Source organism: Formosa sp. A9 (assembly GCF_051200825.1).
In the GTDB taxonomy this organism is placed as follows: Bacteria; Bacteroidota; Bacteroidia; order Flavobacteriales; family Flavobacteriaceae; genus Formosa.
Genome location: NZ_CP195158.1, coordinates 523,607 through 537,835, shown reverse-complemented (window position 1 = coordinate 537,835; position 14,229 = coordinate 523,607). Strand labels below are relative to the sequence as shown.

Here is a 14,229-nt window from a genome sequence, read left to right as displayed (position 1 = left end):
GTAATAATTTTATAATTACCTCATTTTACCATCAATTATTATTTTACTCGAACAAAGTAGATGACAAATACCTATCGCCACGATCGCAAATTATTGCAACAACAACACCTTCTTCTAAAGTTTCTATAATTTTTAAGGCACTCGCTACGGCACCGCCACTACTCATTCCGCCAAAAACACCTTCTTGTTTTGCTAAACGTTGAGTAGTAAGTTTGGCATCGACTTCACTGACCTCGACAACTTGATCGACTTTCGATTTATCGAAAATCTCTGGTAAATAAGCTTCGGGCCATTTACGAATTCCTGGAATTTTGGCGTCGTCTGTTGGTTGTGCACCAACAATAGTGATATTTTTATTTTTTTCTTTTAAAAAGGTAGATACCCCCATAATGGTTCCTGTAGTCCCCATAGCCGATACAAAATGCGTGATTTCGCCATTGGTCGCCTCCCAAATTTCGGGCCCTGTGGTTTTATAATGGGCTTTCCAATTGTCTGGATTGGAAAACTGATTGAGAATGAAATACCCTTTTTCCTCATGAAGTTTTATTGCCAAATCGCGAGCACCTTCTATACCTACTTCTGCTGGCGTTAAAATAAGTTCGGCACCAAAAGCCCGCATGGTTTTTATACGCTCTTCGGTTGAATTCTCTGGCATAATGAGTACCATTTTCAGCTCTAATAATTGTGCTATAAGCGCCAAAGCAATTCCTGTATTACCGCTAGTTGCTTCAACTAAAGTGTCTCCTTTTTTAATATCGCCACGTTTAAGCGCTTCATTAATCATATTAAAAGCCGGGCGATCTTTTACACTTCCTCCAGGATTGTTACCTTCTAATTTTAAGAACAATCGCACCTTCGGATTGTTGTGCAAATGCTTAACCTCTACTAAGGGCGTGTTGCCTATTTGATCTAAAATTGATTGGGATTTAATCATTACGAGATCTAATTTTAAATTCCTTTTGATATGTTAAAATAGAATTTTCAGGAACAGATATAGTTACACAAACATTGGCTCCAATAATAGAATTGGCACCAATTACCACATCGCCTCCTAAAATAGTGGCATTCGCATAGATAATAACATTATTTTCGATTGTTGGATGCCGTTTAGTAAAAGACAAACTTTTTTTCACCTGTACCCCACCAAGCGTTACTCCTTGATAAATTTTCACATTGTTTTTAATCACCGATGTTTCGCCAATTACAATACCAGTAGCATGATCTATAAAAAAGGAATCTCCTATTTCTGCACCTGGATGGATGTCGGTTCCTGTAATACCGTGCGCATATTCGCTCATCATACGTGGGATAATTGGAACGTTTAACTGAAATAACTCATGACTTAAACGGTAAATGGCAATGGCGTAAAATCCAGGATAAGCCAAGTACACTTCTTCTAAACTTTTGGCCGCAGGATCATGTTGCTCTATAGCTATTGCATCCAAATCTAATCGACGTCTGATACTTGGTAATTGAAATTTAAATGTTTCCCAGATTTGAAACGCATTTGCAATTTCTAATTTGGTAGCCATATCTAAAAATAAGGTTTCTAAATGTTGTAATTCGGAGGCTGGCTCGTCATCAAACAACACGTAATACAAATTTTTAGTAAATCGCTCTATGGTATCCTTTATACGAACATTGTATATTTTTGAAACTAACTTATCTTGTAGTTTTGAATTTTCGGCCATAATTTCAACTTTTGGTTTTATAACAGTCGCATTAACCTCTACGAATTTACACAGTATTTAACTAACAATGTAATAAAAAACCAAATTTATACAATAGCCTGCACAACCGCTTTTGGCGCTTCTTTACGCGAACCATCAAAACCATCGATACCACTTACCGTAGTATACTTAAGCACGTATTTTTTACCCGGATTGATAATTTTATAAGCTGACTGACACATTAAAGTTGCTTCGTGGAATCCACAAAGTATCAGTTTTAATTTCCCCTCGTAGGTATTTACATCTCCGATGGCGAATATTCCTGGAATGTTGGTTTGATAATCTACAGTGTCTACTTTTATTGCATTTTTTTCGATTTCCAATCCCCAGTTTCCAATAGGCCCCAATTTAGGCGACAGCCCAAATAACGGAATAAAATGATCGGTTTCAATTTGAGTATCTTCACCATCTTTGGTAACTGTTATGGCCTCGATTTTACCGTTACCGTGTACAGCCGTAACCTCTGCTGGCGTAATTAAATTGATTTTACCTAATAATTTTAATTCTTGAACTTTTTCAACAGAATCTAAAGCACCACGGAATTCATTTCGTCTGTGAATTAAGGTTACTTCTGAAGCAACATCGGCCAAGAAAATACTCCAATCTAAAGCAGAATCACCACCTCCAGAAATCACTACGCGCTTCCCTCTGTATTTTTCTGGATCTTTCACAAAATAGTCTACACCGTGATCTTCGTAATTTTCAATGCCGTCAATTAATGGTTTTCTAGGCTCGAAAGATCCTAAACCACCTGCAATAGCCACTACTGGCGCTTGGTGCTTCGTCCCTTTATTGGTCGTTACTATAAACGAACCATCTTCTTGCTTATCGATAGTTTCTGCACGTTCGCCTAAAGTAAAACCAGGTTCGAATTGCTTACCTTGTTCCAACAAATTCTTGGTTAAATCGCCAGCCAACACTTCTGGAAATCCTGGAATATCGTAAATTGGTTTTTTAGGATACAATTCTGAACATTGTCCTCCAGGTTGTGGTAAAGCATCAATTAAATGACATTTTAGTTTTAATAATCCTGCTTCAAAAACGGTGAATAATCCTGTTGGTCCTGCTCCAATTATTAGTATATCTGTCTTTATCATTTTTAATTCGATTTTGCTATAAAAGCGGCATTAATAGTTTATTTTTTGTTGGGTTACTACCCTGTTTTGCTTACTTGCGTTTAAAAACCAACCACAAGACCAAAGCCTTTGCACGAGCTACCATAAACTTGGTTAATTGTTTAGGCATTATTGCCGTGCTATCCCCATTGCGTTTCCTAACAAAAATCGTTTCTGAAGAAGGTGAAACGTATAAATGTAAGTCAACATTAATAAGTGATCTTTTTTCCCCTAATAATCTGTCACTTATTACCGAAAAGTCCGGTATGTTGTTAGTTGTTTGCATAGACTAATTCGCGTGATCTAAAAACTTCAATGGTATTGAAAAAAGCTTTGGTTTGACTAATATATGTGGTTGCAAATTCTTGATTTGGTTCGTTTTTATTGATTTCGTAAATGAAGTCTGAAAAACGAACGTTAGTTGGTAATTCTATTTTATTGGTTTCTATAAAAGTTTCATCAAACAAATTGATAATATTTGCTTGCGAATTGGTTTTCTTATCTTCAGAAAGCAGTAAGGCTTTAGCTGCATTTACTTGCCCAGTATAAGCATAGTAAATAGCATCGGCAAAACGACCTGCTTCAAAAGCCTCATCAGCTTTATCTACTTTTTCTTTCGCTTCTAAAAGTAACGTCGCTACTAAATCTATAACAACTCCAGCACACTCTCCTACACCTACTTCTTGTTTGTACTCGTCGGTATTCCCCCAATCTATAAAATCGTTTGGTTGTAAGTTATCGGTATCCGAAAGGCTTACCAAAAAGTTGTAAAAATATTTCTGACCATCTTGGCGATCGTAATAATCTAAAAACGATTCGCCTGGATTAGCATTAGCTTCAAAATCGTCTAAAATAAGACGTAAAGCTTGTGGCCCACGTTTAGATGGCAATTTAATAACCTTATCGGCAAAACGGCCTTCTCCATTTCCTAAAACACCACCTCCTAACAACACTTGTACGGCTGGCGCAACTAGTTTATCTTTAGTTCTGATAGACATACCTTGAAAACCAATGTGAGCCATATTGTGTTGCCCACAGGCATTCATACAACCGCTAATTTTGATTGCGATATCCTGATTATTGATGTATTGCGGATATTCTTTGTACAACACCTCTTCTAGAGCATCGGCCATCCCTGTACTACTTGCAATACCTAAATTACAAGTATCTGTTCCTGGACATGCTGTAATATCTGTTGTAGCATTGTAACCAGCATCTACGAAATCTAGAGCTTTTAATTCTTGATAAAAATATGGCAACAAATCTTCTCGTACGTGACGAATTAATATGTTCTGTCTTAGAGAAAAGCGTAATTCATCGGCTGCATAATCGCGAATTAAGGCGGCTAATTTTCTGGCTTTATCAGTATAAAAATCGCCTAATTTCACTTTTATTCCCACAGCATATAAACCGTCTTGCTTTTGCGGAATCACATTTAAAGCTCTCCAGCTTTTGTAAGCATTTTCATCGTCTATAGTTACTTGAGGTACTTCAGCCTGCGACACTTTTATGGTTTCCTCCTGAACAGGAATATGATATTCCTGATGCGCCAAAGCTTTTTGTTCGGCTTCTACCAATTCTAAAAACTTATCTAAGCCTTCATCTTTTATTAAGAACTTCATACGTGCTTTCATACGTCTAGCACGCTCGCCGTGACGATCGAAAATACGCAATACACTTTCTATTAAAGGAATGATTTTATAGGTTGGCAAAAATTCATAAATAATATCTGCATTTCTTGGTTGCGATCCTAATCCGCCTCCCAACATCACTTTAAAACCACGCTCGCCATCTTTAATTTTTGGAATGAATCCTAAATCGTGAATGTAACTTAAGGCCGTATCGGCATCTGAAGACGAAAACGACATTTTAAACTTTCGCCCCATTTCTTGACAAATTGGGTTTCTTAAAAAGAATTCGAAAGCCGCATGTGCATAAGGCGTTACATCAAAAGGTTCGTTAACATCGATTCCCGCTGTTTCGCTTGCAGTAACATTTCTAACAGTATTACCACAGGCTTCGCGCAAGGTGATATCGTCTTGCTCTAATTTCGCCCATAATTCTGGTGTATCGTCTAAGCTTACATAGTGAATTTGTATGTCTTGGCGTGTGGTAATGTGCAACCTTCCTGTTGAATACTCGTCTGAAACATCCGATATTCTTAACAGTTGTTTAGAAGTTACTTTTCCGTAAGGTAATTTTATACGAATCATTTGCACACCTTGTTGGCGTTGTCCATAAATTCCGCGCGCTAATCGCAAACTTCTAAATCCCTCATCGGCTATACGCCCTTCTTTAAATAATCGAATTTTCTTTTCTAATTCGATTATATCTTTCTCGACAATTGGGTTTTCTATTTCTGTTCTAAAACTTTGCATGATGCTTCTTCATTTATTGAAAGTGTATACCACACTCTCTGTTTTGTAACGCTTTTGTAGGATCGAAATAAAATTGATTTTTAGGAAGTTTGTGCTCTAACACATAAGCATCTAAATCTTCGTCTGACCAATAATAAAACGGACTTACTTTTAAAATTCCCTCTTTACTTAAGCTTAAAATATCTTTAGACTTTCGGTACTCGGTTTGTCTTACTCTTATATTTGTAAACCAAAGTTCTGGTTGCTCTTCTGCCAAAGCTCTCCTAAAAGGCTCTAACTTTACCACTTCTGTAAACGCTTCGTGTTTAGGTGAATTCACCTCTGGAATACCCAAAGTGGCATCTATTTCAGCTTTACTTTTAAGTGGTTCGTATTTTTTTATATTTAATTGATACTCTTCTATTAAACGACTAGCGTGCTGATACGTTTCTGGTGTATTAAACAACGTATCGCACCATACCACATATATATCTTTATCTTTTCTTGCAAAAGTGCTTAAAAGCACTGCGCTATACACACCAAAACTTGTGGTAACAATTCTCTTATCTGTTAACGTCAAGGCCCAGTCTATAATTTCGTCTGGGGTTTTATCTCGCAATTGCTCATTCCAATAAGAGATGTCTATCGTTTTACCTAACATAAGCTGTTTGTTTTTTAATACTACATCCGTTATTCCTATCGGATTAGTAGATTTTAATACAAATGTATAAGATGCATATGATATACGCAAATTAAAACTGCAAAAAAATGATTAAATTAAATCGGCTAACGATTTGTTATTGAATATATTTAAGGTATTATCCCTAACTTCTATCATTAATTTATGCACGCCGCACAAGGTTTCGTCTGGGCAATCGTCGCATTTTTCGTAAAAGTTTAAACTCACACAAGGCACCATAGCAATAGGACCTTCTAAGGTGCGCATTACTAAAGACATTTTAATATCTTCGGGGGATTTTAATAAATAATACCCCCCGTTTTTTCCTTTTTTAGATCCTAAAACACCAATTTTACGGAGTGTTAACAGAATACTTTCTAAAAATTTCTGAGATATATTTTCACTTTTAGAAATGGCACTTATTTGCACGGGGGCATTAGATTCCTGTCGTGCCAAAAAAATGAGTGCCTTTAGGCCGTATTTTGTTTTCTTTGAAAGCATAAACAAATATACTTTTTTTTCGGAATTAGTTTAAGGCCTGGTTTAAATCGTTTATAATATCGTCTGGGTGTTCTAAACCTATCGATATTCTTACCAAACCATCGGTAATTCCTGTTTCCATACGGTCTTCTGTACTCAATTTACTATGCGTTGTAGATGCCGGATGCGTTACGATAGTTCTAGAATCGCCTAAATTAGCAGACAAAGACAGTGTTTGTATTCTGTTTAAAAACTCACGCCCAGCTTCTACTCCTCCTTTTACTTCAAACGCGATAATATTACCACCTTGTTTCATTTGCTGTTTAGCGATATGATATTGTGGATGCGATTTTAAAAACGGATACTTTACTAAAGCTACACGATCATGCCCTTCTAAAAACTCGGCAACCTTAACAGCATTTTCGCAATGTCTATCTACACGAACAGCTAAAGTTTCTAAACTTTTAGACAATACCCAAGCATTAAATGGCGATAAAGCAGGCCCTGTATTTCTAGAGAATAAATAAATTTCCCGAATTAAATCGGCTCGACCAACAGCAACACCACCTAAAACACGGCCTTGACCATCTATTAATTTTGTTGCTGAATGGATAACAATATCAGCTCCAAATTGAATTGGATTTTGTAAATAAGGCGTCGCAAAGCAATTATCGATGACCAATAACAGATTATGTTTTTTAGCAATCTCACCCAACACTTCCAAATCTAAAATATCGACTGCCGGGTTGGTAGGGCTTTCAGCATATAGAATTTTAGTGTTTGGTGTTATCAGTGCTTCAATGGCATCTACCTCATTAACATTAAAATATGATGTTGTGATATTCCATTTAGGCAAATATTTGGTGAATAATGTATGCGTAGAACCAAATACCGAACTACACGACACTACATGATCGCCACTATTTAAAAGCGCTGCAAAGGTTGAAAACACTGCCGACATTCCTGTAGCAAAAGCATAGCCGCTTTCTGCCCCTTCCAGTTTGCACATTTTATCTACAAACTCGGAAGTATTTGGGTTAGTAAACCTGCTATAAATATTACGTATTTTCTCTTCGGTAAACGACGCTCGCATATCTTCGGCGTCTTCAAAAACAAAACTAGAACTTAAATATAGAGGACTAGAATGTTCTAAAAACTGAGAACGTTCTAATTGTGTGCGTATCGCTTCGGTTTCAAAATGATTCTCTTTCATTTTATATTAAATATTTTTTTCTGTTAATCTTAAAATGTCTCCAAACACACCACGAGCGGTAACCGCTGCACCAGCTCCAGCACCTTGAATAACTACTGGTTGATCGCCATAAGATTCGGTATAAATCTCGAAAATAGAATCCGATCCTTTTAAAGCACCTAAAGGCGAGCTTTCTGGAACAGATACCAATTTCACTTCTAATTTAGCACCTTTCTCATCGGCTAAATTCCCATGCAAATCACCTATATATCTTAAAACATGCCCTAGTTTTTGATCTGCTTTTATTGTCTGATATAAATCATCCATATCGGCAAACGACTGTAAAAACGTTTCGGCGTCTATGCTACGTAAATGTTCTGGAATTAAATTCTGAATATCTACATCGGCTATCTCGTTATGTAAATCGAGCTCTCTTGCCAAAATTAACAATTTTCTCGCAACATCGTTACCACATAAATCTTCTCGCGGATCTGGCTCGGTGAATCCTTTATCTACAGCTTCTTGTAAAATTTTAGAAAACGGCTCGTTTTTCACCGAATAATTATTGAATAAATAACTTAAAGATCCCGAAAACACACCTCGGATTTTGGTAATATTTTCGCCAGACAAATGCAATAATTTAATAGTATCTATTAACGGTAATCCTGCGCCAACATTGGTTTCGTACAAATAACGCTTTTGATTTTTTGCCAGTACTTCGCGCAATTCGCTGTAAAAATTAAAATCGATAGTATTCGCTATTTTATTAGACGACACCAAATCAAAACCTTGTTCCACTAGCGGGATGTAATTTTCTACAAATTTGGCACTTGCTGTATTATCTATAGCTATTAAATTTTCTAAATGATGTTTTTTTGCATAAGTCACCAAACTCTCTAAAGTATACGCCTTTCCCTTCTCTTGCAGGGTTTCTCTCCAATCGCCATCTATTCCATTTTTATTCAGTAAGGCTTTTCTAGAATTGGCTATGGCAAAAATATTCAACTTAATGCCTTTGCGTTTTTCGATATCGTGTGCTGAAGCAATAATCTGATCGATTAACGTACCACCAACCAAACCATGACCAAAAACAGCTAGATTTATCTTTTTGGAAATCCCAAAAATCTCGCCATGAATTACATTAAGCGCTTTATGTAGTTCCGATTTTCTAACCACCAAACTCACGTTCTCACCAGTTATCGTGTTGTTAAACAACAAGGGTACAATCTGGTTTTTTATTAGGGCATTAAACGGCTTATGGAACGTACTTAAATCCTGCCCCACAATAGAAATTACCGCAACATCGTCTATAATACCTATTTTATTAACATCCTGAACATAAAAATCGGTTTCAAACTCACGCTCTAATGCAATAGCTGCCAGCGAGGCCTTATTAGCATCGACAACAAGACCAAGACCACGTTCGGACGAGCCTTGAGAAATGATACTCACACTAATATCGTTAGCACTTAAAGTTTTAAACACACGCGCATCGACACCTACTTTACCCAGCAATCCGCGACCTTCTAAATTAATTAAAGCTACATTATCTAAAACCGATAGCGATTTTATGCCCTTCGTATTGGTTTTTGCAGTAATTAAAGTCCCTTGATCTTCGCTGTTAAAAGTGTTTAAAATGCGTAAGGCAATATTTTTTTCCAACAACGGAATAATGGTTTTGGCATGTAATACCGTGGTTCCGAAATTTGCTAATTCGTTAGCCTCTGCAAAAGTAAGCTGCTCTATTTTCTTGGCATCTGGAACTAAATCTGGATTGGCCGTATAAATTCCGTTTACATGTGTATAGTTTTGAAGCTCCTCGGCATCTAAAAAATTAGCCAATAACGATGCGGTGTAATTGCTTCCGTTTCTACCTAAAGTTGTAGTATCGTTATCTTGATTTGAGGCTATAAAACCAGTAACCACATTAACAGTATTGGCATTATTTTTTTTATAATGATTGACCACCAATTCTTTAGAAACCTTAGTATTAGGCTGGGCATTACCAAAAGTATTATCGGTTTTTATAAGTTGTCTGGCGTCTGTTGCAAAAGCCTTAACACCGCGTTGTTTTAAGAGCTCCGACACTAATTTCACCGACATCAATTCGCCTTGTGCCAACACCTCATCTTTTATTTTTTCGCTATAATCTCCCAACAGTTTTACACCATTAAAAACTTTGTCTAAAACCGAAAATTCTTCGGTAAAATCTATGGTCTCTAACGGTGTGGTCTGATAGGTTTTTAAGGCTTCTAAATCTTTTTTGTAAGACGCGCCAGATTTTGCCAAATCTAAAATAGATTCTAAAACATCGGTAGTGTTGCCTCTGGCCGAGAGTACAACTGTTATCTTTTCTTCGTTCTTAACTTTATTTTCAATAATATCAAGTACGGTATCCAAACCTTCTCCATTAGCTAAAGATTTCCCTCCAAACTTTAATACTTTCATACGTTTATGTTTTAATTCGGGCTTAAAAATCCCTTCTACTATATGCTCCAATTGTTCGAATTCTATTAAAAAAGCATCGTGACCGTGGTCTGAATGAATTTCGTTATAAGTAACATTTGGATGTGTGAGTGCCAATTGTTTTTGGGTTTCCCGATTTTCTTCGGCAGTAAAAAACAAATCGGAATCGACACCTATTATGGTAATGTTCGACGTTATAATATCTAATACGTTTACATCTTCTGCTCTATCTTTAGTAACATCGATTGTTTTTAACAACTGATTCATCAATTTATAGGCTGAAAGCTGAAACCGTTCTTGCAGCTTATTACCATGATGCAACAACCAGCTCTCGACATTAAAAATCTCTAAATCTTCATTTTTACTTCTATGAAAGCGTTCCTTAAACGATTTTGGTGTACGGTAACATAGCATGGCATGCATACGTGCATCGTGTACAGGGTTGTTAGAATTGGTTAAAAACTGCTCTTGAATCTGGCAATTTGCTATTAACCAATCGGTAGACTTCCAATCGGTGGCAACAACAATTAAATGTTCTGCTAAGGTAGGATTTAACACGGCCATTTCCCAAGCAATACCTCCACCTAAAGATCCGCCTATTAAAGCAAAAACCTCTTTAACATTTAAAACCTGAAGGCCGTTTAAAAAAATATTGGCAATGTCTCTTGCCACAAAATCCTTATAGTTTTCTATTATAAACCCATCGTAACCATTACCAGGTATGTTAAAAGCCAGAACGGTATATTTTAGGGTGTCTATTATTTTGTTATCGCCAATAAGGTCTTTCCACCAACCACTTTGCCCAGCAACATCGCTATTTCCTGTTAATGCGTGATTAACGAGTACAATAGGTGCTTCGTGCAATGGCCTACCAAATACCTGATAAGATAATTGAATAGGTAATGTTGCACCGCTTAAGGTTGTATAGGATTCAATTTGTATGAATTGTAAATTGTTCATGAAGTAATATTATAAAACTATCGTTTTAAAACTGTAAACTTAAAAATTATAATGCGTTTTCTACTGCTTTAAACGCGTGTTGTAAATCTAATTTTAAATCTTCTAGATCTTCTATGCCAACAGACAACCGAATTAAATCTTGAGTAACTCCTGTTAATGCCTGAGCAGCCTCGTCTAATTGTTGGTGCGTGGTACTAGCCGGATGAATAATTAAAGATTTAGTATCGCCTATATTGGCTAAGAGCGAGAATAATTTGGTGTTATTGGCAATAATCTTAGCAGCTTCAAAACCGCCTTTATGTCCAAAAGTTACCAAACCACTTTGTCCCTTTGGTAAATATGTATCGGCTAAAGTTTTGTACTTACTGCTTTCTAATCCTGGATAATTTACCCAAGCAACGGCTTCTTGTGCTTCTAACCATTGCGCTAATGCTAAAGCATTTTCGCTGTGTTTTTTAATTCGGATTTCTAAAGTTTCTAAACCTTGAATGATTTGAAACGCATTAAACGGACTCAAAGCGCTACCATAATCGCGCAAGCCTTCAATCCTTACTTTCGCAATAAAAGCCGCTTCTTTCAACACCTCGCTATACACTAAGCCATGATATCCCGCCGAAGGCTCTGTAAATTCCGGAAACTTACCATTAGCCCAATCAAACGTTCCGGCATCTATAATGGCGCCACCTAAACTGGTGCCATTACCGTTTATATATTTTGTTAAGGAATGAATAACGATATTTGCACCGTGCTTAATCGGGTTTAGTAAAGCTGGAGATGCCACTGTATTATCTACAATAAAAGGTAACTGATTTGCTTTTGAAACAGCTGAAATTGCTTCCAAATCCAACACATCCAACTTCGGATTCCCTAACGACTCTACAAATATTACTCGGGTATTAGCCTGAATAGCCGATTGAAAATTATTCGCCTCGGACGGATCTACAAAAGTGGTTGTTATGCCATGTCTTGGCAAAGTAACCGATAACAAATTAAATGTACCACCATACAAACTATTAGAAGCTACAATATGATCGCCGGCTTTTAATAAAGTTAATAGCGTAGTTGTTATGGCTGCCGTACCAGAAGCCGTAACAACTGCCGCAATACCACCTTCTATTGCCGCTAAACGCTGCTCTAAAATATCGTTTGTAGGGTTGTTTAATCGGGTATAAATAAAACCAGGTTCTGCCAACGAAAACAAATTTGCTGCGTGATTAGAATCGTTAAACACATACGATGATGTTTGATAAATAGGCACGGCGCGTGTGCCTGCGTTTTGTTTTACATCGTGCCCTGCGTGCAACGCCTGGGTTGCGAATTTTTGTGTACTCATTTTTCTTTCTTTTTGAGTTAATTAAATTAAAACTAAAAGCCAAATACGTCTGTTTAGGACGAACTGATAGAAAAATGTTAAAAAGAAAATTTAAAACTACTGCAGTAATTTTGTTTAGTTATCTATCTAAATCCCCGATAAATGAATCGGTTTTTAAGTAGAATGTAGCACCTTCTTTATAAGTTAAAGGGTTGCTAAGGCTTCAGCGGGTCTATTCCCTCCACCTTTCTTGATAACATTTCAATATAGCATTGAACTTTGTGAATGCAAATATTCAATTAGAAAAGTTGATTTTCCAAATTATTTAAGTCTTTTTTCAGAAAAAAATAAATCTCACCCTTGTGCGGCTAAATATTTATCTCTTATAATTTGTCCCACTGGTTTATTTTCAATTTTGCTTTCAAGCCAAGAAATAATATCTAAATATAAAAAGGCACGACGCTCGTACGGGTGGTCTTCAAAAGTTTTTAGAGTGTCTCGCAAGGCTTCGAAAGCTTTTTTAATATCCTGCGGATAAATATCTTGTAAGCCCTTTATAAATTTTATCATTTCCTTTTGCACTTCGTGTAAATCGTTCATTTTTATTAAAAACTTATATGTACTACGCAAAAGGCTTTCTATGTGGTAATCGAGTCCTGCCTCGTAATGCGCTACTAAATTTAGCACTCTAGAAAAGCACAATAAATCTTCACGCATAGACAAGCTTTTGTTAGATATAATTTTATCGAGATACGCTATACACTCTTTATTATTACCAACACCAAAATGCAAACTAGCAAACTTGTAGTAAAACGTCATGGTATGGTGTTCGTCTATTCGGTTACTGTATTGCTTTAATTGGGTTTCAATTTCAGGAACAATTAGCAATCCTTCATTAAACGAACCGTCTATAAAATGTAAATTAATTCTGTTTAAATTGATGTACAAAAACGCCAGCGCTTCAACATTTTCGTCTTTATAAAAAGTTTTACTGTTTACCATATCTATCATTCTATGCAGCGCTTTTTCGAACTTATCGCGACGTCTAACATAAAACAAAGCCTCTAGCAAATAATTACTTCCTTTTAAAAAAAATACTGGATGTAGATTAATCATGCTAGGATTATCGTAAAATAAATTCACCCATTTGGTTGCATATTTATAGCAGTTCTTAAAGTCTTGCATTAAAAAACTATACCATAAATAGGCTTTATAAAGCCACAATTTTTCTCTGAAACTTAATTTCTGAATGTCGTATTTAGGAAGTCTTTTATAAAAATAGGTTGAAATTTCTTCGGCCTCTACCCTGTTTCTTGCATATCCCGTTTTTAAAAACAACCCATACAATTGAAGCGATAAATTAGATAGTTTACTAGCAATAACATTTAAGTAGCTTAACTCTTTAGCCTGAATGGTAAGCTCGTCTGCACGGCCACTAATACTACGCGTAATGTATTGCGATTCGATTAACTTTTCGAACTCTACAATTTCGTAAGCTAAATTCTTTTCTTCATTGTGTATGGCTAATTCTTTAGATTTATCTAAAATCTTTAAGCTTTGCTTATACAACCCTTTATGATATAAAATAGAAGCAAAATCTAACTGCTCTCTAATTTGCGATCGAATGTTTTGATGCGAGGGGTTAAGTTTTAAACTTATTAAAATTTGTTTATATAAATGAGCCTTAACATTGGCGAGTTGTTGCTTTTTAACATCGCCGTGTTTTAAAATAAAATCTTCGTCGTAAGTTTGAAGTTTATCCAGAATATTAAAAAGGTTTAAAAATTTAGAATCGGCATTTACCCCTAAACGCCCGACATAAAGTTTAAACTGTCGTTTTTCCGACTTGGTTAACGACTTTACAAGTAAAAACAAATTATCTTTTTGATCTTTTATCATCAAATAATATACATTATAAATAATTGATTATTAAGTATT

The 14,229-nt window shown here is 36.0% G+C and carries 10 protein-coding genes and 1 riboswitch; all 10 genes read right to left on the bottom strand.

The annotated features are described in order from the left end of the window. Positions 1-43: 43 nt before the first annotated feature. The 10 genes from cysM to ACR9EA_RS02170 all read right to left on the bottom strand — a co-directional run bounded on the left by cysM (position 44) and on the right by ACR9EA_RS02170 (position 14,190). Entirely contained in the window at positions 44-934 is an 891-nt protein-coding gene (cysM, locus tag ACR9EA_RS02215) for a cysteine synthase CysM (protein ID WP_435136900.1), read from the bottom strand. Next, positions 927-1,691 carry a serine O-acetyltransferase EpsC gene (gene epsC, locus ACR9EA_RS02210; protein ID WP_435136897.1) on the bottom strand — a complete coding sequence of 255 codons (765 nt, stop codon included), beginning with the start codon at positions 1,689-1,691 and terminating at the stop codon, positions 927-929. The genes cysM and epsC overlap by 8 nt, the downstream gene beginning before the upstream one ends. An 86-nt stretch (positions 1,692-1,777) precedes the next feature. Next, entirely contained in the window at positions 1,778-2,827 is a 1,050-nt protein-coding gene (locus ACR9EA_RS02205; protein WP_435136894.1) for an NAD(P)/FAD-dependent oxidoreductase, read from the bottom strand. A 290-nt stretch (positions 2,828-3,117) separates the two neighbouring features. Next, positions 3,118-5,223 (bottom strand): HEPN domain-containing protein, encoded by a 2,106-nt coding sequence (locus ACR9EA_RS02200; RefSeq protein WP_435136891.1) that lies wholly within the window; start codon positions 5,221-5,223, stop codon positions 3,118-3,120. Between the two features lie 13 nt (positions 5,224-5,236). Continuing rightward, positions 5,237-5,863, bottom strand: a complete 627-nt coding sequence (locus ACR9EA_RS02195) for a phosphoadenosine phosphosulfate reductase family protein (protein ID WP_435136888.1) — start codon at positions 5,861-5,863, stop codon at positions 5,237-5,239. Positions 5,864-5,974: 111 nt separating this feature from the next. Then, the gene (locus ACR9EA_RS02190) at positions 5,975-6,382 is read right to left on the bottom strand and encodes an RrF2 family transcriptional regulator (RefSeq protein WP_435136885.1); all 408 of its coding nucleotides are present in this window, start codon (positions 6,380-6,382) and stop codon (positions 5,975-5,977) included. A gap of 25 nt (positions 6,383-6,407) precedes the next feature. Further along, a complete protein-coding gene (locus ACR9EA_RS02185; RefSeq protein WP_435136882.1) occupies positions 6,408-7,574 on the bottom strand; it encodes a trans-sulfuration enzyme family protein in 1,167 nt (388 codons plus the stop codon). Between the two features lie 6 nt (positions 7,575-7,580). Beyond that, positions 7,581-10,979: a bifunctional aspartate kinase/homoserine dehydrogenase I gene (gene thrA / locus ACR9EA_RS02180; protein ID WP_435136879.1), complete on the bottom strand. Its 3,399-nt coding sequence runs from the start codon at positions 10,977-10,979 to the stop codon at positions 7,581-7,583. 46 nt (positions 10,980-11,025) lie between these two features. Then, on the bottom strand, positions 11,026-12,312 hold the full coding sequence (locus ACR9EA_RS02175) for an O-acetylhomoserine aminocarboxypropyltransferase/cysteine synthase family protein (RefSeq protein ID WP_435136876.1): 1,287 nt from the start codon (positions 12,310-12,312) through the stop codon (positions 11,026-11,028). A gap of 115 nt (positions 12,313-12,427) precedes the next feature. Beyond that, positions 12,428-12,551: riboswitch (SAM riboswitch) on the bottom strand. 94 nt (positions 12,552-12,645) lie between these two features. Next, positions 12,646-14,190, bottom strand: a complete 1,545-nt coding sequence (locus tag ACR9EA_RS02170) for a hypothetical protein (protein WP_435136873.1) — start codon at positions 14,188-14,190, stop codon at positions 12,646-12,648. Positions 14,191-14,229: the final 39 nt, after the last annotated feature.

Bases quoted from the DNA above. Each gene is read 5' to 3' on its own strand.
- ACR9EA_RS02175 (WP_435136876.1), bottom strand. From the start codon at position 12,312: ATGAGTACACAAAAATTCGCAACCCAGGCGTTGCACGCAGGGCACGAT.
- thrA (WP_435136879.1), bottom strand. From the start codon at position 10,979: ATGAACAATTTACAATTCATACAAATTGAATCCTATACAACCTTAAGC.
- cysM (WP_435136900.1), bottom strand. From the start codon at position 934: ATGATTAAATCCCAATCAATTTTAGATCAAATAGGCAACACGCCCTTA.
- ACR9EA_RS02170 (WP_435136873.1), bottom strand. From the start codon at position 14,190: ATGATAAAAGATCAAAAAGATAATTTGTTTTTACTTGTAAAGTCGTTA.
- ACR9EA_RS02205 (WP_435136894.1), bottom strand. From the start codon at position 2,827: ATGATAAAGACAGATATACTAATAATTGGAGCAGGACCAACAGGATTA.
- epsC (WP_435136897.1), bottom strand. From the start codon at position 1,691: ATGGCCGAAAATTCAAAACTACAAGATAAGTTAGTTTCAAAAATATAC.
- ACR9EA_RS02200 (WP_435136891.1), bottom strand. From the start codon at position 5,223: ATGCAAAGTTTTAGAACAGAAATAGAAAACCCAATTGTCGAGAAAGAT.
- ACR9EA_RS02185 (WP_435136882.1), bottom strand. From the start codon at position 7,574: ATGAAAGAGAATCATTTTGAAACCGAAGCGATACGCACACAATTAGAA.
- ACR9EA_RS02195 (WP_435136888.1), bottom strand. From the start codon at position 5,863: ATGTTAGGTAAAACGATAGACATCTCTTATTGGAATGAGCAATTGCGA.
- ACR9EA_RS02190 (WP_435136885.1), bottom strand. From the start codon at position 6,382: ATGCTTTCAAAGAAAACAAAATACGGCCTAAAGGCACTCATTTTTTTG.